At 34.7% G+C, this 23330-nt stretch carries 23 protein-coding genes and 1 tRNA gene; 2 read left to right on the top strand and 22 right to left on the bottom strand.

Annotated elements, in window-relative coordinates:
- Positions 1–13: 13 nt before the first annotated feature.
- The 3 genes from V7056_RS08065 to V7056_RS08055 all read right to left on the bottom strand — a co-directional run bounded on the left by V7056_RS08065 (position 14) and on the right by V7056_RS08055 (position 1740).
- Positions 14–448, bottom strand: a complete 435-nt coding sequence (locus V7056_RS08065; protein WP_499700893.1) for a hypothetical protein — start codon at positions 446–448, stop codon at positions 14–16.
- Positions 449–520: 72 nt separating this feature from the next.
- Positions 521–754: a preprotein translocase subunit SecG gene (gene secG / locus V7056_RS08060; protein ID WP_088000739.1), complete on the bottom strand. Its 234-nt coding sequence runs from the start codon at positions 752–754 to the stop codon at positions 521–523.
- Between the two features lie 59 nt (positions 755–813).
- Positions 814–1740 carry an alpha/beta hydrolase gene (locus V7056_RS08055; RefSeq protein ID WP_499700891.1) on the bottom strand — a complete coding sequence of 309 codons (927 nt, stop codon included), beginning with the start codon at positions 1738–1740 and terminating at the stop codon, positions 814–816.
- Positions 1741–2035: 295 nt separating this feature from the next.
- On the opposite strand from V7056_RS08055, the gene V7056_RS08050 reads away from it, so the two are divergent.
- Positions 2036–2611, top strand: a complete 576-nt coding sequence (locus tag V7056_RS08050) for a DUF2238 domain-containing protein (protein ID WP_499700889.1) — start codon at positions 2036–2038, stop codon at positions 2609–2611.
- A 443-nt stretch (positions 2612–3054) separates the two neighbouring features.
- Here the strand turns inward: V7056_RS08050 and eno are convergent, their stop codons facing one another.
- The 8 genes from eno to rpoN form a co-directional block, all read right to left on the bottom strand.
- A complete protein-coding gene (eno, locus tag V7056_RS08045) occupies positions 3055–4350 on the bottom strand; it encodes a phosphopyruvate hydratase (RefSeq protein WP_499700887.1) in 1296 nt (431 codons plus the stop codon).
- Between the two features lie 59 nt (positions 4351–4409).
- Entirely contained in the window at positions 4410–5945 is a 1536-nt protein-coding gene (gene gpmI, locus V7056_RS08040) for a 2,3-bisphosphoglycerate-independent phosphoglycerate mutase (RefSeq protein ID WP_499700885.1), read from the bottom strand.
- Positions 5945–6700 carry a triose-phosphate isomerase gene (gene tpiA / locus V7056_RS08035; protein WP_499700883.1) on the bottom strand — a complete coding sequence of 252 codons (756 nt, stop codon included), beginning with the start codon at positions 6698–6700 and terminating at the stop codon, positions 5945–5947. Before tpiA ends, gpmI begins: the two co-directional genes overlap by 1 nt.
- A gap of 75 nt (positions 6701–6775) precedes the next feature.
- Complete coding sequence (locus V7056_RS08030) at positions 6776–7957, bottom strand: phosphoglycerate kinase (RefSeq protein WP_499700881.1); 1182 nt, start codon at positions 7955–7957, stop codon at positions 6776–6778.
- A gap of 294 nt (positions 7958–8251) precedes the next feature.
- Positions 8252–9259, bottom strand: a complete 1008-nt coding sequence (gene gap, locus V7056_RS08025; protein WP_499700879.1) for a type I glyceraldehyde-3-phosphate dehydrogenase — start codon at positions 9257–9259, stop codon at positions 8252–8254.
- A 45-nt stretch (positions 9260–9304) separates the two neighbouring features.
- Positions 9305–10333: a sugar-binding transcriptional regulator gene (locus V7056_RS08020; RefSeq protein WP_499700877.1), complete on the bottom strand. Its 1029-nt coding sequence runs from the start codon at positions 10331–10333 to the stop codon at positions 9305–9307.
- A gap of 196 nt (positions 10334–10529) precedes the next feature.
- Positions 10530–10766 carry a glutaredoxin family protein gene (locus tag V7056_RS08015; protein WP_499700875.1) on the bottom strand — a complete coding sequence of 79 codons (237 nt, stop codon included), beginning with the start codon at positions 10764–10766 and terminating at the stop codon, positions 10530–10532.
- A gap of 15 nt (positions 10767–10781) precedes the next feature.
- Positions 10782–12083, bottom strand: coding sequence for an RNA polymerase factor sigma-54 (gene rpoN / locus V7056_RS08010; RefSeq protein ID WP_499700873.1), 1302 nt, complete (start codon positions 12081–12083; stop codon positions 10782–10784).
- 147 nt (positions 12084–12230) lie between these two features.
- Here rpoN and V7056_RS08005 point away from each other — a divergent pair, with 147 nt between their 5' ends.
- Positions 12231–14942, top strand: a complete 2712-nt coding sequence (locus V7056_RS08005; protein WP_499700871.1) for a sigma-54-dependent transcriptional regulator — start codon at positions 12231–12233, stop codon at positions 14940–14942.
- Positions 14943–15036: 94 nt separating this feature from the next.
- Here the strand turns inward: V7056_RS08005 and chbG are convergent, their stop codons facing one another.
- The 11 genes from chbG to V7056_RS07950 form a co-directional block, all read right to left on the bottom strand.
- Positions 15037–15756 carry a chitin disaccharide deacetylase gene (gene chbG / locus V7056_RS08000; RefSeq protein WP_499700869.1) on the bottom strand — a complete coding sequence of 240 codons (720 nt, stop codon included), beginning with the start codon at positions 15754–15756 and terminating at the stop codon, positions 15037–15039.
- Positions 15757–15846: 90 nt separating this feature from the next.
- Complete coding sequence (locus tag V7056_RS07995) at positions 15847–17184, bottom strand: 6-phospho-beta-glucosidase (RefSeq protein WP_499700867.1); 1338 nt, start codon at positions 17182–17184, stop codon at positions 15847–15849.
- A 122-nt stretch (positions 17185–17306) separates the two neighbouring features.
- On the bottom strand, positions 17307–17627 hold the full coding sequence (locus V7056_RS07990; protein WP_499700865.1) for a PTS lactose/cellobiose transporter subunit IIA: 321 nt from the start codon (positions 17625–17627) through the stop codon (positions 17307–17309).
- 20 nt (positions 17628–17647) lie between these two features.
- Positions 17648–19003 carry a PTS sugar transporter subunit IIC gene (locus V7056_RS07985; RefSeq protein WP_499700863.1) on the bottom strand — a complete coding sequence of 452 codons (1356 nt, stop codon included), beginning with the start codon at positions 19001–19003 and terminating at the stop codon, positions 17648–17650.
- Positions 19004–19045: 42 nt separating this feature from the next.
- The gene (locus V7056_RS07980) at positions 19046–19348 is read right to left on the bottom strand and encodes a PTS sugar transporter subunit IIB (protein ID WP_107901422.1); all 303 of its coding nucleotides are present in this window, start codon (positions 19346–19348) and stop codon (positions 19046–19048) included.
- A 442-nt stretch (positions 19349–19790) separates the two neighbouring features.
- Positions 19791–20114: a PTS lactose/cellobiose transporter subunit IIA gene (locus V7056_RS07975; protein ID WP_499700861.1), complete on the bottom strand. Its 324-nt coding sequence runs from the start codon at positions 20112–20114 to the stop codon at positions 19791–19793.
- Between the two features lie 23 nt (positions 20115–20137).
- Positions 20138–21493, bottom strand: coding sequence for a PTS sugar transporter subunit IIC (locus V7056_RS07970; RefSeq protein ID WP_499700859.1), 1356 nt, complete (start codon positions 21491–21493; stop codon positions 20138–20140).
- A 42-nt stretch (positions 21494–21535) separates the two neighbouring features.
- Positions 21536–21838, bottom strand: a complete 303-nt coding sequence (locus V7056_RS07965; RefSeq protein WP_088000782.1) for a PTS sugar transporter subunit IIB — start codon at positions 21836–21838, stop codon at positions 21536–21538.
- A 349-nt stretch (positions 21839–22187) separates the two neighbouring features.
- On the bottom strand, positions 22188–22481 hold the full coding sequence (locus V7056_RS07960; protein WP_499700857.1) for a DUF6509 family protein: 294 nt from the start codon (positions 22479–22481) through the stop codon (positions 22188–22190).
- Positions 22482–22807: 326 nt separating this feature from the next.
- Positions 22808–22951 carry a DUF3934 family protein gene (locus tag V7056_RS07955; protein WP_499700856.1) on the bottom strand — a complete coding sequence of 48 codons (144 nt, stop codon included), beginning with the start codon at positions 22949–22951 and terminating at the stop codon, positions 22808–22810.
- A 317-nt stretch (positions 22952–23268) separates the two neighbouring features.
- A tRNA-Arg gene (locus V7056_RS07950) sits at positions 23269–23330 on the bottom strand.

Here is a 23330-nt window from a genome sequence, read left to right as displayed (position 1 = left end):
AGAGACAACTAATTTAAGGTTGTCTCTTTCTTTTTGTGCTGACTAAATTTCTAAGCAGTTTTATAAAAAATAAAACGTGAAAGTATAGAAGAGATGCTGGAACACTGAATAATGCGTAAAACATCGTTAGTCCAATACTCTCCATAATAGCAAATATCATCGCAACAACAACACCAGCAATTGTAAACATGATGAATTGGAACACGTAAATGAACTTTTTAATATGAAACACTTTTGTTAACTCATCAATGATATAGGCAACTCCGATACCAAAAATCATATAACAGGTAAATGTAATTGGTAACGAAATCACAAATCCTTCAAATACTCCCGTGTAACAGCACTCATAAACTCTTTCTTTTTCTGGTGTACTAGAAAACCATCCCCATATTCCACTAATCATGATCGCGGATAAGATGACTGCATAAAATTTGTTTAGGAAATTCATATGTACTACCCTGTCTTTCACTTTACTTCAAGCTTAAAATAAAAAAGCCACCTTTAGAAGGCAGCTAGTTTATTACAGTTTTAAATAAGTTACAGCAATTGTTAAAATGAAGAATAATACTGCTACAACAACTGTTATTCTTTGTAAAACTAATTCAAAACCACGTGCTTTTTGTTTTCCGAAAAGCTGTTCAGCTCCACCAGAAATCGCACCTGATAATCCATTACTTTTACTTGATTGAAGTAAAACAAGAACAATCATAAGAACTGAAACGATAATTAATAAAACAGATAAAAACGTATGCATTTCTTCACCTCCACAGTAAACACTGTTACTTATTATTCTACTATGAAGAACAGTTTACTTCAAGATGAGAGTACATGTTGTTCTATCCATGTTTTAACATCTAAGTAAACGTCCTCTTTATTTATTTCGTGTAACATTTCATGACGACCTTCATCGTACAGTTTCATTGTTAAATCATTACAACCTAAATCTTTATAGAGCTCGTAAACTCTTTTCACTCCATCACCATTTTGACCGACGGGATCTTTACTTCCAGAAAAAATATAAATAGGTAAATTTGTTGGCGTTTTTCTTACTTCTTCTTTTCGATGGATAATCCCAACCCCATTTAAAAGCTCGCGATAAAAACTCGGTGAACAAATAAATCCACAAAAAGGATCTTTGATATAACGATCGATTTCGGCTTCATCACGCGTTAACCAATCATATTTAGTTCTTGGAAATTTAAAATGATTGTTAAAATTACCAAATGTTAAAAAATCCAATATTTTACTTCTTCCTTTTGCACCCATGATAAATGTTTCAGAACCTGATAAAAATACCCCTAACTTTCTTAAAATGCCAGGGTCAAATCCGGTACCTGATAAAATTAGCCCATCATATAACTCTCCGTCTAATTGAACAACTCGTCTACTTAGGTACGAACCCATACTATGACCAAATAAAATAAGTGGAACACTCAATTCTTCTTTGATGATTTTCGTTATATAAATAATATCTTTTGCAATTTGGTCCCATGCAATTTCATCTCCAAAATAACCTAAGTCATCCTCATTCTTGGCTGTTTTTCCGTGGCCTCTTTGATCATGTATATAGACCGCAATGTTTTGGTGAACTAAGTATTCAATGAATTTCTCGTATGCTCCTCCATGTTCAGCCATACCATGTACAATTTGAACGACTGCAATCGGATGGTCTGGTATAAATTTTCTAAGATAAATTTTTGTTCTATCTTCGGCCGAAATTAACCCTTCCCAGTTTTTCATCATAACCCCTTCATTTCATATGTAATAAGTAACTATTTAATTTATCGTATGTTATTAATTGACCTTTTTAGCACTGATAAAAACGCAAACTAACCAGTATATATATACAATACAATTATTTTAATAGTATACCAAAAGTAACCTTTTAAGTATTCGAGAAATCCTCTATTGATTCCTTCCCATTATTTTATTAAGCAGTTTAGTCCAAGTCATTTTGCGTAGAATTTGTCAATTAGGGAAAATTGATAGTAATGAATATTTCTTAGTTTTTATATGGAATAAAGAGGTGTTGAAAATGAAAAGAGGTTTTCAAACGATATTAAGTCTTGGTTATAGCGTATTGATGGTTGCACTATTTTTCATCTTTTTCTTAAAAGGAGATACGTATCGATATCAAATTGCCATCGGTGGTATCATATGTGGTCTCATTCCATTTGCTCTAGATAAATTTTTAAAAATCCGATTTACTATGCCATTCATTATTTCATATTTTGCTTTCTTAATCGCTTCACAATGCCTTGGTTCAATGTTAAAGCTCTATTCATTAGGTTGGTGGGACACACCTTTTCTTCATTTACTAAGTGGTGCATTAATGTCCTTCCTTGCTGTCGACTTAATGGAAAAGTTTACGACCGATCAATCAAGGAGTGAAATGTCAGCCTGGTTTATATTTCTTTACGTACTCTCTTTTGGTGTTTTCGGGGGAGTGCTTTGGGAAATTTATGAATTTAGCGCAGACCAATTCCTCGGAACATCAACCCAAGGCGGAGGAAACTTCGACACAATGACAGACCTAGTTGCAGACACAGTAGGTGCACTAATCATCGCAATTTGGGTAGCTAGGAGATCGAAAGTTAAGACGATTAAGTAGAAAGAAAAGTGGAAGCGCCGCGTTCAGCGCCGACAAGCATAAGACGAGGACTAGAAAAGTTGCTTTTTAACTTTTATTGGCATCGGCTTATGACCTCGAGGGGCTAGGCGCTGGAACTAGACAATCAAAAAAGTGGAAGTAACTCGCTCTGCCCCGACCAGCATAATAACGAGCTCGAAGAAGTTGCTTTTTACCTTCTTTGGGATCGGGCTTATGACTCGAGGGGCAAGTTACTGGAACTAGACAATAGAAAAGTGGAAGCGCCGTGTTCAGCCCCGACAAGCATAAGACGAGGACTAGAAAGTTGTTTTTTTAAAATATAAACACAAAAAAAGAGAAGGTAAGGGGCCTTCTCTTTTTAGTGTCTATAATGGATTATGTTTTGTTTTTGTTTTACTTAACATACATTTTTATTTTGTTGTGTCTATGATGTGATTTTTAAATTATTTACGTAAGTTGTAGAAAGATTTTAAGCCTTGGTATACTGCGCTTTCGCCTAATTCGTCTTCAATACGTAATAATTGGTTGTATTTTGCGATACGGTCTGTACGAGATGCAGAACCAGTTTTGATTTGACCTGCGTTTGTAGCAACTGCGATATCAGCAATTGTGCTATCTTCAGTTTCACCAGAACGGTGAGAAACTACAGCAGTGTAACCAGCACGTTTAGCCATTTCGATTGCTTCGAATGTTTCAGTTAATGTACCGATTTGGTTAACTTTGATCAGGATTGAGTTAGAGATACCTTTTTCAATACCTTCAGAAAGCTTTTTAGTGTTTGTAACGAATAAATCGTCACCAACTAATTGTACTTTTTTACCTAGACGGTCAGTTAATAATTTATGTCCATCCCAGTCATTTTCATCTAAGCCATCTTCGATTGAAAGAATTGGGAAGTCGTTGCAAAGTTGCTCGTAGAAATCAACCATTTCAGCTGAAGATACGCCAGTACGGCCTTCACCTGCAAGATCATATTTACCAGTTTCTTTGTTGTAGAACTCAGAAGACGCAACGTCCATACCTAAGAATACTTCTTCGCCAGCCTTGTAACCAGATTTTTCGATAGCTTCCATAATTACTTCTAAAGCTTCACGATTTGAACCAAGGTTTGGAGCAAATCCACCTTCGTCACCTACAGCAGTGTTTAAGCCTTTAGAGCTTAATACAGCTTTTAGGTTGTGGAAGATTTCAGTACCCATACGGATTGCTTCTTTAAAGCTGCTAGCTCCAACAGGTAAAACCATAAATTCTTGGAAGTCTACGTTGTTATCAGCATGAGAACCACCATTAATGATGTTCATCATTGGTACTGGTAATTGTTTAGCGTTGAATCCACCAAGGTATTGGTATAATGGTAAACCTAATTCGTCAGCTGCTGCACGAGCTACTGCCATAGATACACCAAGAATAGCATTTGCACCTAATTTACCTTTATTTTCTGTACCATCTAATTCAATCATACGTAAGTCGATTGCAGTTTGTTCAGTTACTTCGTATCCTACGATTTCTTCAGCTAAAATATCATTTACGTTTGAAACTGCTTTTTCTACACCTTTACCAAGGTAACGTGATTTATCTCCATCACGTAATTCAACTGCTTCGTATTCACCAGTTGAAGCACCACTTGGAACTAATGCACGGCCAAAGCCACCATCTTCAGTGTAAACTTCTACTTCAACAGTAGGATTACCACGAGAATCTAATACTTCGCGAGCGTAAACATCAATAATCATTGACATAATAAAATCTCTCCTTTAAATGCGCTATACGCTTATTGTAAAACTTATATATTAACTGTTCACTTATTAATAAGTGATTTACCAGTCATTTCGTTTGGTTGTGTTACTTTTAATAAATCTAGAACAGTAGGAGCTAAGTCTCCTAAAATTCCATCTTCACGTAAAGTAATACCTTCTTCAGTTACGATTACAGGAACTGGGTTAGTTGTATGAGCTGTCATTGGTTGACCTTCTGGTGTAACTTCTTCATCAGCATTCCCATGGTCTGCAGTGATGATCGCTTTTCCACCTTTAGCAATGATTGCATCTACTACTTCTCCTAAGCATTCATCCACAGCTTCAATCGCTTTGATCGTTGGCTCAAGTTTCCCTGAATGACCAACCATATCTGGATTTGCAAAGTTTAAGATAATTACATCATGCTTATCAGCAGCAATCTCTTTTAAAAGAGCATCTTTCACTTCATAAGCACTCATTTCAGGTTGTAAATCGTAAGTCGCAACCTTAGGTGAATTAATTAAGATACGCTCTTCACCTGGGAACTGTGCTTCACGACCGCCACTGAAGAAAAATGTAACATGTGGATACTTTTCAGTTTCAGCAATACGTAATTGTGTTAAATTATTTTGAGCTAGCACTTCACCTAAAGTGTTATCTAAGTTAGTTGGTTTAAATGCAACATAACCTTGAACCGTTTCACTAAAATGTGTTAAGCACACAAAATGAACATTCTTTGGAAACTCTGTTCCACGATCAAAATCACGGAAATCTTCATTTGTAAACACATTAGAAATTTGAATTGCACGGTCTGGTCGGAAGTTGTAGAAGATAATAGAATCATCATCTTCAACAGTTGCAACAGGTTTACCATCTTCTTTAACGATAACAGAAGGTAAAACGAACTCATCATGGATCCCATTTGCATATGAATCTTCAATTAATTCATATGGATTTGAGTAAGTAGGACCTTCACCATAAACCATTGCACGATAGCATTTCTCAACACGATCCCAACGTTTATCACGGTCCATAGAGTAGTAACGACCTGAAATTGTTGCAAATTCACCTACACCAATTTCTTTAAATTTTGCTTCTGTTAGATCTATATATTTTTTAGCTGTAGTTGGTCCAACATCTCTTCCATCAAGAAAAGCATGAACATATACTTTTTCTAAACCTTCTTCAGCAGCTAATTTTAATAAAGCAAACATGTGGTTTATATGACTATGTATACCTCCGTCAGACAATAAACCGAAAATATGAAGTCCTTTACCTTTTTCTTTCGCGCACTTCATAGCATCAATAAAAGTGTCATTTTTTTCAAATTCACCTTCACGAATAGCTTTGTTCACACGCGTCAAGCTTTGATAAACGATACGTCCAGCCCCGATATTTAAATGTCCAACTTCAGAATTACCCATTTGTCCTTCTGGAAGCCCAACTGCTTCACCAGATGCAATTAATTGTGCATGTGGATACTGATTCCAATATCTATCATAGTTTGGTTTTTTTGCTTGCGCAACAGCATTACCAAATGTTTCTTCACGCAAACCAAATCCATCAAGGATGATTAGAGCTACTGGTTTTTTACTCATTACTTAACAGCCTCCAATAAAGCAAGGAAAGAAGCAGGTTCTAGACTTGCACCACCAACTAAAGCACCGTCTATATCTGGTTGTGCCATGTATTCTTTAATGTTTTCTGGTTTTACACTTCCGCCATATTGCACTCGTACAGCTTCTGCAACATTTACATTGTAAAGACTAGCAACAACATCACGAACAAACTTACATGATTCTTGAGCATCTTTTTCAGTTGCAGATTTACCAGTACCAATCGCCCAAATCGGCTCATAAGCAATTACTAAATTACTAACTTGATCTTCAGTAAGGCCCGCTAGATCAGCAGTTAATTGAGTACGAATGACTTCCTCAAATTTACCACCTTCACGTTCCTCTAGCGTTTCACCACAGCAAAGAATTGGTGTTAAACCATGTTCAAATGCTTTTTTAGTTTTGCTGTTAATGAATTCATCTGTCTCGCTGTAGTATTCACGGCGCTCAGAATGACCAATGATAGCATAAGTTACGTTTAAGTCTTTTAATGCAACTGGACTAATTTCTCCAGTATAAGCACCGCTATCTTTGTCACTTACATTTTGTGAGCCGATTTTTAAATCAGTTCCTTTTACTGCTTCTACCATTGGTGCAAGAAATAGTGCAGATGCACAAACAGCTGCATCTACATTATCAGATGCTGGCACACTATTTTTTACTTCCTCAACGAATGACATTGCTTCGCTAAGCGTTTTATTCATTTTCCAGTTACCTGCGATAATCGGTTTACGCATGTGAAACACCATCCTTACGGTTAGTAAGATATTCTATCTTACTGTATATTCTAAAACAATTCTATTCTTGTGATCTTATTTATCATTTAAAAGTGCTACGCCTGGAAGTTCTTTACCTTCCATAAACTCTAATGAAGCACCGCCGCCAGTAGAAATATGGCTCATTTGATCTGCTAAACCAAATTTTTCTGCAGCTGCAGCTGAATCTCCGCCACCAATAATTGAGTAAGCGTCAGAGTCTGCTAATGCTTGAGCAACACCTATTGTACCTTGAGCAAATTTATCGATTTCAAATACTCCCATTGGTCCATTCCAAATAACTAATTTAGAGTTTTTGATTACATCAGCGTAAAGAGCTGTTGTTTTTGGTCCAATATCAAGAGCTTCCCAATCCGCAGGAATTTGATCGATATCAACAACTTTTGTGTTAGCATCTTCACCGAATTTATCAGCAATTACTACGTCAACTGGCATATGGAATTTAACACCTTTTGCTTCCGCTTTTTGCATAAATTCGTTTGCTAAGTCAATTTTATCTTCTTCTAAAAGTGATTTTCCAATTTCAAATCCTTTTGCTTTTAAGAATGTGTAAGCAAGGCCACCACCGATAATTAAGTGATCTACTTTTTCTAATAAGTTTTCAATTACACCTATTTTATCGCGAACCTTTGCTCCACCAATGATTGCTGTGAAAGGACGTTCTGGGTTGGAAAGTGCCTTACCTAGTACATTGATTTCTTTTTCCATAAGGAAACCAGCTACTGCAGGGATATGTTTAGCAATTCCAGCTGTTGTAGCATGCGCACGGTGGGCAGCACCAAATGCATCATTTACATATACATCAGCAAGTGCAGCAAATTCTTTAGATAGAACTTCATCATTCTTCTCTTCACCTGGGTAGAAACGAACGTTTTCTAATAATAAAACATCGCCTTGGTTCATTTTGCTGATTTCTTCTTGAACTTTCGGTCCGTAAGCTTCATCAGATTTAAGAACTTCTTTACCTAATTTTTCACTTAAACGTTTTGCAACAGCATTTAAGCGTAATTCTTCATTTACTTGTCCTTTTGGACGTCCTAAATGAGAAGCTAAAATTACTTTTGCTCCGTTTTCTACTAAATATTGAATAGTAGGAAGTGCAGCACGAATACGTGTCTCATCTGTTACTTCACCATTTGCCATTGGGACATTAAAATCTACACGGCAAAATACGCGTTTACCTTTTACATCGATGTCACGTAAAGACTTTTTGTTCATTTCAGGTGCCTCCAGTACGTTTTTCATATTCATTCCAGTATCCATTGAGTTGTAAAAAGCCAATTAGATATTGAAAATTTTCTTCTCAGAACTGACGAATCTATTCATATTTCTACAAATACGTCTTCTATTCTGTGATATTGTCACCGCAATTTTAACAGATTATGTATATTGTTGGAATTTATTTCTTGAGTAATTTTCACATTTTTGTTGGGTGATTGACTTTCAGAAGATTTATTTCATATAAAAGAGGGGAGGAATATCCTCGCCCTCGTATTTATTTTTCTATTAAAATTATAGGCCTTTAGAAGCGATGTAATCTACTAAGTCAACTACACGAGTAGAGTAACCAGTTTCGTTGTCGTACCAAGAAAGGATTTTAACCATGTTACCTTCCATAGTCATTGTAGATAATGCATCGATTGTTGAAGAGTTAGAACATCCGTTATAATCGATTGATACTAATGGCTCTTCAGAGTATCCTAAGATACCTTTTAATTCGCCTTCAGCAGCAGCTTTGAACGCAGCATTTACTTCTTCAGCTGTAACTTCAGCATTTAATTCTACAACAAGGTCAACTAATGATACGTTAGCAGTTGGAACACGTACAGCTCCACCGTTTAATTTACCTTTTAATTGTGGTAATACTAATGAAACAGCTTTAGCAGCACCAGTTGTTGTAGGAATCATGCTCATTGCAGCAGCACGTGCACGACGTAAATCTTTATGTGGTAAATCTAAGATTTGTTGGTCATTTGTGTAAGAGTGAACAGTTGTCATCATACCACGTTTGATACCAAATTTTTCGTCTAATACTTTAGCGAAAGGAGCTAAACAGTTTGTTGTACAAGAAGCATTTGAAAGTACGTTGTGGCTAGCAGCATCATACTTATCTTCGTTTACACCCATAACGATTGTGATATCTTCGTTAGAAGCTGGTGCAGAGATAATTACTTTTTTAACTGATCCACCTAAATGTTTTTCAGCGTCTTTTTTGTCTGTGAAACGACCAGTAGACTCAACTACTACTTCTACTCCGTAATCGCTCCAAGGTAAAACTGCTGGGTCACGCTCAGCAATAACTTTGATTTCGCTACCGTTAACAACGATAGAATCACCATTTACAGCTACTTCAGCGTCAACTCCACCGTGTACTGAATCATATTTTAATAAGTGTGCTAATGTTTGAGCATCTGTTAAATCGTTAATTGCAACAACCTCTACATTAGGGTTTTTTAAAGCTGCACGGAAAACCATACGTCCAATACGTCCAAATCCATTAATACCAATTTTAGTTGCCATTATAATTTCCTCCTTATAGTAGGTAGAATCTAATTTTTATTATAGTTAAAGGGTACTTCCTTTAATTAACTCTCTTGCTGCGCCTTCATCTGTTACGAGAATGTTTACATGCCCTTTCTTTAAGAAAGATGCAATGGATTTCGCCTTTGAAGATCCTCCAGCCACTGCTAATACATATGGAATATTTTTTAATTCATCAAGCTGCAAACCAATTGTTCGCACCTTGTAGACATCTTCGCCATTTTCATTAAAGTAATATCCAAATGCTTCTCCAACAGCCTCAGATTCAATCAAAGTTTCTAATTGTTCAGAAGATGATTGTCTTCGTTTCGCCATTGTAAATGCTTCACCGATACCATGAATCACCATTGACGAAGAACGAATTAAATTTAGAACCTCTTTTACTTTCGGTTCTTCCATCATTGTGAGATATGCATCCTCACTTAATTCATCCGGTAAATGTAATAAACGATAATTACCTTTAGCCATTTCAGCCATTTTCGCACAAATTGTATTTGCTTGATTTCGTACTTCTTCCCCTAAACCGCCTCTAGCTGGTACAAATAAAGGATTAAGTTCTTTCGAATCTGCATTCATCATTTCAGCTACGGCAGCTAAAGTGGAACCACCAGTAACAGCAACAATATTATTTGTATCTATCCTTTGGTTTATACAGCCAACGGTTGCACGGCCCATCTCTTTTTTAACCCAAGCCAATTCATCACTATCGCCTGAAACAACTATGACCTCTTTTAGGTTAAACATATCCTTTAATTGGTCTTCGATGTTTTTTAAGCCAAATAGTTCACGCATTGGTTCTTCTAAATCGAGTAGTAAGCTTAAACCTTCTTCCGTTAATGTCATGCCTGAGGATGCAACATTAATTAATCTCTGCTCCTTTAAAAGAGCAACTTCTGATCTAAGTACTCTTTCTGTTATTCCTACGCTAACGGACAAGTTTCTACGACCAATCGGTTGCATAATTCGAATGTATTGTAGGATTAGAAATCTTTTTTGAATAACCGGAATTAGATCGGGTAACAATTTGTGTTGTAGCTTTAAAATATGGTTCATTTTCATCTCCTCTTTCGCAGAGTATTTCTGATGGACTCAATACGTCCCACTATGACGTATTATGTCCCACTTGTTATAAAAAAATTACAGCGCTTTTCAACGTTGTTTTTCGATACAAGATATACTCCAGAAATGAAATAACCCTGCTACATTTACATTGTAACAGGGTTACCTATTTCTTTCAATAGATAAGCACCTATTTAATCGCATTTAATATGTCGTTTTTATGAATTTTTCCATAAGCAATGGTTTCGCCATTGATTTGAATAACAGGAATCATCAACTGATATCTCTCTAATAATTCATCATATGAATAGATATCGATTTCAGTTACTTCTATTTTATGTTCTAAACGAAGCGACTCAATGATTTCCTTTGCTTCATTACATAAGCCGCAATTTTCTTTTGTGAAAAATGTTAACTTAATTGTCATGCATCTGTTCTCCTTTTAACTAAAGCGCTTTCGTTTTGAAGATCCAGGTATTCTCAATATATCTCTATATTTAGCAACTGTTCGTCTAGAAATCTCAACTCCGTGCTTTTGTGATAGTAACTCTACTAACTTTTGATCTGAGAATGGCTTTTCTTTATTTTCTCCATCAACTAGCTGTTTAATAAACACCTGAACACTTGTAGAAGCAAGTTCTTCCCCATCGGCACTTACGCCTTGATGGAAAAATTGTTTCATTTCAAACAATCCAAAAGGTGTTTGTACATACTTATTTTTGCAAGTACGACTAATTGTTGATTCATGTAGTGAAAGCTCTTCAGCAATTTCTTTCAAAGTTAATGATCTTAAAAATGCTGGTCCTTTGTCAAAGAACGCAAACTGTTTATGAAGGATACAATTCATTACTGATAGCATTGTTGATTTTCGTTCTTCAAGGCTTTTCATTAACCAGTTCACTTGTGTATTTTTATCCTTTAAATAGGCAGATACTTCCTTTTCGTGTTGTCCATTTAAAATTGAGGAATATTCACTTAATACTTTTAACCTTGGCATAATTTTATCATTGATCAATACAACAAATTCTTCACCAATTTTTTCAACAGATAAATCAGGCGCTACATAGTTTACTTGATCTTGATAATAATTCAACCCTGGTCTAGGTTGTAATGTTAAAATTAGATCTATTTCTTTTTGTAATTCTCCTAAACTCATTTTCAACTTCTTCGCAATTTCTTTCCAATTTTTATTTACAAACATATCAAAGTATTCATTTATAATTTGTTTGGCAATTGAAGTATCACGATTAAGTCCGTTTAATTGAATGGATAAACACTCTTTTACAGATCTAGCACCAACACCGGCTGGTTCAAATTTTTGTAGAATTTCAATACAAATCTGTAATTGTGAATATGAAATCGCTAGTTCACTTACAAGCTCTTCATCGGTTTCCATTAAAAATCCATTCTTATCTATGTTATATATTAAATATTTTATAATCCGATATTCATCATGATCTAATTTCAACTCGTTCAGTTGACTTATTAGTTCTTCCTGCAAGCTTTCTGTCTTACGTGTATATATTTCCATACCATGATCTTGAGTAGTAGTTTGCTTACTGACTTTTCTTGATGAGTAATCGCTATAAGGAGTTTCAACTTCAATTAATGGATTTTCTAATGATTGCTCAAATAAAAAATCCGTTAGCTCTTGGGCATTATACTGAAGCATTGTAATGGCTTGTCGCAGTTCTTGGGTCATAGCTAGTTTTAATGATTGTTTTTGCATTAAATTCATTTCCATACTACTTCACTCCCTTAAGACTATTTTACTCGATATTAAACTTTTTCATAGTACTTGACGAATTGTTTCAATATTAAAATATAGTGAAAACGTTTACTATTTCCTGTATAGTAAAAGTATACAACTTCAAATTACAGGTGGGCTAATATGAATAGAAAAAACCAAATTTATGAAGTTTTTGTCCAACAAAGTAATGCACAAGGCTATACGGCAAATGAAATTGCTACAATGTTAAATTTAGATCGTGCAAACGTTAGCAGTGATTTAAATAAATTAGTAAAAGAGGGTTTATTAGATAAAACAAATTCTAGACCCGTTTTATTTCAGCTCCAATCGAATATGAACTCAAAAGTAAAACATCAGGTTCCTGTTCCAGGAGAGAAACCTTCCTCTGAATATAAGCACGAATATTTTTATGATGAGAATATTAGTTTAAGGCCTGCAATTGAAAAAGCAAGGTCAGCTATACTATATCCTCCCAATGGAATGCACACTTTAATTTTGGGTGAAACAGGAGTCGGTAAATCTGCATTTGCAGCGAAAATGCATGAGTTTGCAATACGTTCCAATATCTTAAGTCAGGATTCCCCTTTCATTATATTTAATTGTGCCGATTATGCAAATAACCCTCAGCTTTTATTAGGTCAACTTTTCGGGGTAAGAAAAGGCGCATACACAGGAGCAACAGAACAAAAAGGATTACTTGAAAAGGCAAACAATGGTATTTTATTTTTGGATGAGATTCATCGTCTTACACCTGAAGGTCAAGAAATGTTATTTACTTTTATTGACTATAAGTTGTATAGACGACTAGGAGAGACTGAGAACGAACGAACATCAAATGTACTCATCATTTCAGCTACAACTGAAGATCCAAGCTCAACTTTATTATCTACATTTACTCGTCGAATTCCGATGGTCATAAAATTACCAGCTTTACGAGACAGAACTTATGAAGAAAGATTCACACTTATTAAAAGATTTTTTTCAGAGGAAAGTCTTCGTCTTGGTAAAGAAATTGTTGTCAGCGCAAATACAATCCGTTCATTTCTTTTCTATCCTTGCCAAAACAATATCGGACAATTAAAAGCAGATATTCAATTAGCTTGTGCGAAAGCATATGCAGACTTTATTACAAACCAAAACGATAAAATCCGAATTTACAGTACTGATTTAAATTGGTATGTGAAGGAAGGTTTGTTTATTGAGAAAAAAGTGAAGCATTCAATTACTCTTTTAAACGAGCATTTTGAATTCTCACCAACAAAAGGCATGATTAGTAATCCACAAATGGATGATACTGATACAATTTATGACCGTATTGATACGAAATATGAAGAATTGAAACAGCGAGGAGTCGCACAAGATGAACTATCTTTACTAATGGAAAACGATATTGAAAGTTATTTTACACACTACTTAACTTCAATTAATCGTAAACTCTCAAGTAAAGAAAACATTCAAAAAATCATGCAACCAGAAATTGTTACTTTAACTGAAAAAGTATTAAAATTTGCTGAAGATAAATTAAATAAAAAATTTAGCGAGAAAATTCTTGTTGCATTCAGTTTGCATATACAAACTCTCTTACAACGTATTCAGTCAAACAAGAAGATTTACCATCCAAATATAACTCAAATTCGTGATCAATATAAAAATGAATTTTCGATATCAATTGAATGTGTAAAAATGATTGAAGATTATACAAATGTCTCTATCCCATTTGATGAAGTTGCTTTTATTACGATGTTTTTCGTATATGGAAATGAAGATTTCAAAGAACAAACTTCGAACGTTAAGGTAATCGTTCTAGCTCATGGTAATGGAATCGCAAGAGAAATGGCAGCAGTTACTAATGAGTTATTAGAAAATGATGAAGTCATAGGAATCGATATGCCATTAAGCGAACCACCTCAAGATTTTCTAGTTAGAGTTAAAGAGTATATAAAATCATTAGGTAAATTAAATGGCATTTTATTATGCATTGATATGGGTTCATTGGCATACATCGGAGACATTATAGAAGCAGAATGTTCCATTCCAGTTCGTGTCATTCAAATGGTTAGTACTGCACATGTAATCGAAGCATCTAGAAAAGCTACTTTAGGTTATAGTTTAGATGAACTGTATCAAGATGTTCGTAATCTTACTACTTTCTTTATTAATGCACATTCAAGCAAGAAAAAACCAACTGAATTTTACCGCTCTGTTATTCTAACTGCATGTCTGACAGGTCAGGGAAGTGCTATCGCCATTAAAAATATACTAAGTAATAACTTGTTCTATGATAAAGAGATGATAGAAATTGTTCCAATTAGCCTTTTAAATAAGGAAGAATTACAGAAAATGTTAATTGATATATCAAAAGAACGGAATATTGTTTGTATTGTTTCCAATTTTGACATTCATGTTCCTTATAATACATTCCACTTACAGGATGTCCTAAATATGAAAGCAACAAAAAGGATACAAGAATTAATTACTTATGAAGAAACGTATTTAAAAATGGCCGAAACCTTGCAAGATACAATTTCTTTAAATAATGCAAAGAACGTTATTAGCGTCATCCGCCGTTCATTAAATGATATCCAAGTCCAAACAGGTACATTCTTTAAGAATGAAGATTTAATGGGAATCGTTATTCATATGAGTTGTATGATTAATCGCATTCAAAACGATGAACCACTAACACCATTTAAAAACAAGGAAGATAAAATCAATAGTCACTATATGCTTTATTTAAAAATGAAAAAAATACTTCAACAAATTGAAGAAGCATGCGATATTATCATTCCTGACGATGAAATATGTTATCTACTAGAATTTTATTCCCGCAATGAAGTCCCAATAACCAACTAGAAAAAAGCCACTTTCTTCTATATTAATATAGAGAAAAGTGGCTTTTTATCTTGACTCTCACAAAGCCATTATTCACAATGACAGAGTCTATTTCTTAATATTTGACTAATTCAATCTCACTTGGAAGTTTTGCAGCTGTTAATATATCTAATTCAGTTAATCTTTCAAAACAATAGGATGTACCATTTTTCAAGTGATTGTCTACTAATGCTGGATGCACCATAACCTCAACTGATCCCACTCCACTTTTAATTCGTTCAGTAATAGTTTCAAAGTAATCTAACGGAATGTCACTTCCGTAAAAGTCTGTTAATAATTGATCTGTAAAAGGTTTGATTCCATCAATGGTATGTTGGTCTGAGATTCGAACAGGTAAATCATACTTTTGAGACAATTTAGCAATAACTGGTTGAAGTACAGGAATCATGTGTACATGGTGATGGCTATCAAGATGCGTCGGTGTTAGCCCAAAAGACAGGAATCTTTGAATTTGAGCGTCCCACTCTTGTTCAACTTCATCGATTCTTGATTCTGTTGGATTTCCATACCAGTAAGATTGTTTTAGGAACACCCCATTTTGATCTACTATCCCTTTTAAATCCTTAACTAAAGGCTTTCCAGCAGTTAAAACTAAATGAACACCAAGTCCTAATGTTGGATATTTTTTAGCTAATTCGACCCCATGCTCTACCGCATACATATTCATCATCATAGTTGCTGAATTCACAATTCCATTTAAATGAGCCTCAATTATGCCTAAGTTAACTCCCTTTGAATAACCAAAATCATCTGCATTAACAATTATTTTCGTCATAAGATTGCTCCTTTACCGTACGTAGGATAAAAAAAGGATGATACTCTACTAGATGAGTTACATCCTTTTTTGCAAACATCGTGTTACCTATTAATTAGCAGTTACTGTTTCATTTTTAAAGAACTGTGGCAAATGTTCTTTATGTGCTTCTAACATCTCATCTAAAATTTGTTTTGCTAAGTTATCTGAACCAACAAGTGGATTAATACACATTGCAAGTAATGCCGTTTTGTAATCACCTGTTACACCAGCTTCTGCTGCTACTCGTTCAAACGATTTAATCTGTTGAACTAATCCGCGAGCCGCGACTGGTAAATCACCCATTGTTAATGGTCTCGGGCCGTCTTTCGTTATAACTGCACTTACTTCAACCGCGCAGTCATCAGGAATAGAAGCAATCGCACCATTATTCATTGTATTAACCGGCTGTATATCACATTTATTGTTATATAAAGAGGAAATTAAACGACATGCTGCATCACTATAGTAAGCTCCACCACGTTTTTCTAATTGAGGTGGTTTAATATTTAAATTTGGATCTTTATAAAGTTCAAATAAATCATCTTCTAATTTTTTAACGACTTCAGCACGAGTTCCGTCTTTTTTCGCTGCTTCCAATTCTTCTTCCAGCATTACTTTAGATTGATAATAGTAACGGTGGTAAGGACATGGGATTGCACCTAACGCTTCAATAAAGTCAGGATTCCAATCCATTGCTTTAATATTTTGCATCGTCATACTTTCAGACGGACGAGCGAATTCACTAATTACTCTGCTTGTAACATCTTCACCGTCTAATAATACTTTTGTTCCATAAACCATATGATTTAAGCCCATGAAATCAATATGAACACGTTCAGCCTCTACACCTAATCCTTTTGCAATATTCATATGAATATGAATTGGAACATTACATAAACCAACCACTTTACGGAAATTCGTATATCGTAATATAGCTTCTGTTAAAATACCAGTTGGATTTGTAAAGTTTACTAACCAAGCATTTGGACATAGTTCTTCCATATCTTTTACGACATCTAAAATTACTGGGATTGTACGAAGGGCTTTAAATAATCCACCTGGACCGTTTGTTTCTTGACCGATTACTCCATATTTCAAAGGAATCCTTTCGTCTTTCATACGTGCCTCAAGTAAACCAACACGGAATTGAGTAGTAACAAAATCAGCGTCTTTTAAAGCTTCACGGCGATCAAGAGTTAAGTGTATTTCCATTGGTACGCCTGCTTTTGCAACCATGCGTTTCGCCAAATTACCAACAATTTCAAGCTTTTCTTTTCCAGCTTCAATATCAACTAACCATAATTCTCTTACAGGTAGCTCATCATATCGCTTAATAAACCCCTCGACTAACTCTGGAGTATAACTAGAACCGCCACCAATCGTTACAATTTTAATACCATTACTCATTGTCCCCACTCCTTACACTCTATTTTGTATCGCATTTTAACCTAGTTTTCTATACCAGTTTTATAAAAGAAAAGTAGCTAGTTCAATATGGTTAACTACTTTTCTATTTCATTATTATTCTATTATTTATTTATTTTTTCATGTAGATGAATAATCTCAGTTACTAACTCTCTCATTGTTAAAGCATTCATCAAGTGATCTTGTGCGTGAATCAATAGAATATTTAATTCTACTTTCTCACCGCGAGCTTCACCCTGGATCAGCGAAGTTTGAGCATGATGTGCATGATTTAATTCTTCTTTTGCTTCTTCAATCTTACAATGTGCTTCATCTAAATTTCCTGCACGAGCAGCTTGCATTGCTTCCATTAATGAACTTTTGGCATTCCCAGCATGTAAGATTAATTGAAACGCTGTTTGCTCAACATTCACTATAGTACTCATTTCGTATCCCCCTCAAACTATTACATAGAAGCACTTTGATTATTCGCTGCCTCTTTAATTTTTCTGATGTCAATTCGCTCTTGCATTACAACAAAAGGAATATAAATTAATATTGAAATTGCTAAGTTAGCCGCTGCTAAGATGGCACCTGAAATGTGACCACCTGTTGATAACCAACCACCAAAAATAGCCGGTGTAACCCAAGGGATGTTTGTTGTAACAGGATGTACTAATCCCCAAGAAATCGATAAATATGAAGTGATTGTTAAAACAATTGGCGTTCCGATAAATGGAATAAACCACATTGGATTTAATACGATTGGCAGACCGAATAGTACTGGTTCGTTAATTTGGAAAATACCAGGCGCACCACCAAGTGCTATCATTTGTTTATTACGTTTTCTATTTACTAATATCATTGAGATAATTAATCCAAGTGTTGCACCGGATCCACCTAAAAATACGAATGCATCAAAGAATGGTCCTGCCATAACATTGTATTTATCCCAATCTTGTACACCTTTTGCAGCTAAATCAATGTTTTCATTTCCTAATGCTGTAAATAATGGTGTTGTAATACCACCTAAAATGTTTGGACCGTGTAATCCTAACACCCAGAAGAAGTGAATGAAGAATGCGATTCCAATTGCGAATGGTAATGAATCCGCTGCATTCGTTAATGGTTTAACAAGTACAGAGTTTAACCAATCGTTGAAGTATACCCCATCTGATAAATACAATCTAAATACTAATCCTACTAAAGCGATAATGAAAATTGTTAACATACCAGGAATCAATTTTGCAAAAGCTTTAGATACTGCTGGAGGTACACCATCAGGTAATTTGATAACTAATTGTTTTACTTTAGATAAACGAACAAATATTTCAGTTGCTATAATCGCTACAATAATACCTGTAAATAATGCAGTTGAGTTAGTATAAGTAGAGTTTACTAGACCCCATACACCACCAGTTGCTGTTTCACCATTTTCAAGCGTTACAGTTACTGCACTTAAAGATTGTGGTACTAATACAAAGTATGAAGCCAGTGCTACTAACATTGCCTCGAAACCTTCATCTCCGTATGAACGGGCAAGTTTATTTGCGATCCCCACTACTGCAAATACAGTCATGAATGCAAATGTACCCCACCAAATGTCCCCACCTAAGGTTTTCCAGTTTAATCCGAAAACCGCTTCCATCATTTTATCGTAGCCTTTAATAGCACCACCTAAGTTGTTGATTAATACTGCAAACGAACCGACCATTGTAATTGCAATCATTCCGATTAACGCATCACGGATCGCTAATAAATGACGTTGGCTACCAATTTTACCAGCAGTTGGCATGATATACTTTTCTATAAAATTCATCATTGTCATAGAGCTCCTTTATTTTCAATTAATAATTCAATTCAATTACTTTTTAAGACTTAGAGCTAATTCCAATACAGCTTCTCCGTTCATTAATCCATAATGTACTGGATTAATAACATCAACAGGAATTCCTTTTGGTTCAGCAATTTTCTTCATTTCCGATGCTAAGTAACGTACTTGAGGACCCAATAAAAGAACATCTGCTTTATCCAAATTATCCTTCGCTGCATCTCCTGACACAGCCCAAATTTTTGCTTCAATACCTTTTTCTTTTGCGGCATTTTCCATTTTTGTTACTAGTAAACTAGTAGACATTCCCGCAGAACAAGCTAATAAAATATTCATTACGATTCCTCCTACATTTGATATTATTTGTAGCGCTTACAACGTAGATTAAACTATTCATCTAATATAATAAACCGACTACAAACTATTTAATTTGTGTTTACACTCTTTTATATTGCAATTACCATGCCAAGTCTTTTAAAAGAACTATTTATTATTTGAAAATATTAAAAAAAGCCTATTACACCAGTAGTTCATCACTCAAAATATTTCATTGATCATGCAAACCATTTTAGAGTCGATAATTAGTGTGTTATCACGCTCACGTGATATTTTACAGATATATCTTTAGTGTGTTATATCTTTTAGTAGTGTGTCACTCTTAAAACACACTAATCAAATAGTGTTTTATTGTTTTTAAAAAATTAAGTTAAATTTACTAAATTATACACTTTAACATAAGAAAGGTGGTATAGCCCAATGCTATACCACCTTCATTTATTTATAGCTGTGAAGTTTTTTCATGTAGAAAAATAATTTCTTCAACTAAATCCCTGGTTGTTAAACAGTTCATCAAATGATCCTGTGCATGTACAAGCAAAATATTAATAGGATATTTTTCCCCACTCGCCTCACTTTGAATTAAAGTCGTTTGAGAATGATGAGCTTTTCTTAGTTCAGCATTTGCTTCAGTTACCTTTTCTCGCGCTTCACTAAATTTCCCTTCTCGTGCAATGTACATTGCTTCCATTAATAAACTTTTAGCGTTTCCAGCATGTAATATTAGTTGGAATGCAATTTGTTCTATATTCGTGTCAGTAGTCATTTGCACTCTTCCCTTCAAATCTATTAAAGATTTAATGTGTTATTATTAGAAGTTTCTGTTGCTTTTTTAACTTCCATACGCTCAGCTACAACAACGAATGGTAAATAAACGATGATTGAAATAACTACGTTTACTGCTGCTAATACAGCACCTGATACGTGACCACCTGTTGCTAAATAACCACCAATAATTGGAGGAGTAACCCAAGGAATTGTTGATACAACTGGGTACACTAAATGTGAAGCAACTGCTAAATAAGAAATAATTGTTAATAAAATTGGTGTTAAAATAAATGGAATTAACCAAACTGGGTTTAATACGATTGGTAATCCGAAAATGATTGGTTCATTAATATTGAACAATGATGGTGGAGTACCTAATGCGATCATTTGTTTATTACGTCTACGGTTAACAATAAACATTGCGATCAGTAATCCAATTGTCGTACCAGATCCACCCATATAAACGAATGCATCTAAGAATGGGCCAGCTAGTACTGCATATTTATCTAAGTCAGTTACATTTTTTGCGTATAAATCGATATTTTGGTTACCTAATGCTGTTAATAATGGTGTTGTAATACCACCTAAAATATTTGGACCGTGTAAACCTAATGCCCAGAAGAAGTGAACAAAGAATGCGATTGCTACCGCAAAGCCTAATGAATCTGCAGCATTTGTTAATGGTTTTACAAGTACTGAATTTAACCAGTCGTTAAAGAATACGCCGTCAGAAATATATAATCTAAATAATAATCCAACTAGAGCTACGATAAAAATTGTTAACATACCAGGTAATAATTTTGCAAATGCTTTTGAAACCGCTGGTGGAACACCATCCGGTAATTTGATCACTAATTGTTTTACTCTTGCTAATCTAACAAAAATCTCAGTTGCAACAATCGCTACAATGATACCAGTAAATAGTGCTGTAGTATTTAATGAATTCCAGCTAATGAATCCCCAAGCACCACCTGTTGCTGTTTCTCCACCTTCAAGTGTAACAGATACAGCCGCTAAAGATTGAGGAACTAATACAAAATAAGATGCCAAGGCAACTAACATTGCTTCAAAACCTTCATCTCCATAAGAACGTGCTAGCTTATGGGCAATACCAACAACAGCAAATACTGTCATGAATGCAAATGTTCCCCACCAAATGTCGCCACCTAGTGTTTTCCAATTCACACCAAAAATTGCTTCCATCATATTGTCGTAGCCTTTAATAGCTCCGCCTAAGTTATTGATCAGAGTTGCAAATGCTCCAATCATCGTAATTGCGATCATACCAATTAACGCATCACGAATTGCTAATAAATGACGTTGATTTCCGAACTTCGCCGCTGCCGGCATAATATACTTTTCAGCAAATTGCATCATCTTGAGTACACCTTCTTTTCTCTTTAATTTTTAAACGCCCCGTTATTTCTTCAAATTTAATGCCATTTCTAATACTGCTTCACCGTTCATAAGACCATAATGAACCGGGTTAATAACATCCACTGGTATTCCCTTAGGTTCAGCTAGCTTCTTCATTTCTGAGGCAAGATAACGAACCTGAGGTCCAAGTAGTAATACATCTGCTTTTTCTAAATTTTCCTTTGCTGCATCACCTGCAACAGCCCAAATCTTAGCTTGAATTCCTTTCGCCTGTGCTGCTTGTTCCATTTTCGTAACAAGCAAACTAGTAGACATCCCTGCGGAACATACCAATAAGATATTCATTCTCCACCTCCAAACTTAAATTTACTTATTTTTGTAACGCTTACATTTTTACATATAAAGACAAAAGATTTGATTCGTTACAAAAACAAGTGATTCATCAATTTTAATATTGCAATTACTGTGCCAATTTTCTAAAAAGTCTTATTATTATTTTTTAACAAATAAAAAAACCTTGAAAAATCAAGGTTTTAATAATGAAATATATTTATGGATTCTGCTAGTGTATTATCAGTGTGTAATACACCAAACACTGTGTTAATACAATTCACTTAGTGTGTTATAATTTAGACTCATTTTCCATGTTTCGACGACTATCTGTGTTCCTGATGACGCAATAATCATGAATAAATTAATCTTCGACAGTTATATGTGTTTTACAAAATTCTTTTAATTCTACTTCTTCATCTTCCTCTAAATCGAAGTCTAAATAATTATTTGTTTCTACTTCAAATAAATCATACTTAATTACTTTAGATTCTTCGCCTTTTACACCAAATAATGCTTTTATGTATATACCTTTTTCATTGTATAATTCATCATCCTCAGGCACATCAATGTATAGGATAAACTCATATCTGTCACCTTCAATAATACCAAATGGATCTTTAATTTCTTCTACAGTGTATTCTTTAAAAGTTAACACACAAACATTCCCTTCAATCGTAATATTTATTTACTATTATACACAAATAAAGAAACAAAAAGAAAGACGCCTGCCGCAGCAGACGTCTTGATGCGTTTGAGGCGAGAGACCGGGCGACCACATTCGCGCGTTTAGCTTACGCATATCTCTCGACTTACTCAAATTAGCTCATCGCAAGTAAAACTATAACATGATAAAATGCAGAAAGCAATAAAATCATGATTGGTAAATTTTCCATACTATCTATACCGATGACATAAAATGCAAAATTTTGAAGACCTTAAATTACAGTATCTTTAATAAATTACACATTATGAATTACTAGTTTAATTCGAAGTTCCTTTATTCTTAGTACCTTTACTTACATAAGGTTTCGCATTCGCTTTTTTCTTAGCCTTTGCTTGCCAACGATTCCAACCTTTTTTATCTGTACCTCTTCCTGTACCGCCCTTGCCTTTAGCTTTACTCATTTATACACCTCATAATTCTATTTATCATTACTCATAACTTAGTTTTATCCAAACTAGACTATTTCATTTCTTGTTGATATACGAACGTTCAAACATTCGATTTAATAAATACACATAATGTGAAAGATTCATTATAACAGTTTTTTAGATCAGTATTGTATTTTATTTGATGTAGTTCCTTTTTTCGCTATAGGTGGTGCTTTTTTGGCTAGGCTTGCTAACTGAAAATATACCCTAATAAAAAACCACGTGTTAGTGATCTCAGTCAAATAATCAACCAAGATGTCTATTCCACGTGGCTTTCATAAAATTAGCGCGCTCGACAGGAATCGAACCTGCGACACACGGTACCGGAAACCGTTGCTCTATCCCCTGAGCT

This window comes from Bacillus sp. JJ664 (assembly GCF_036962205.1).
In the GTDB taxonomy this organism is placed as follows: domain Bacteria; phylum Bacillota; class Bacilli; order Bacillales; family Bacillaceae_G; genus Gottfriedia.
Note: the sequence above shows the minus strand (reverse complement) of the source record. Positions and strands in the feature narration are given on the sequence as shown.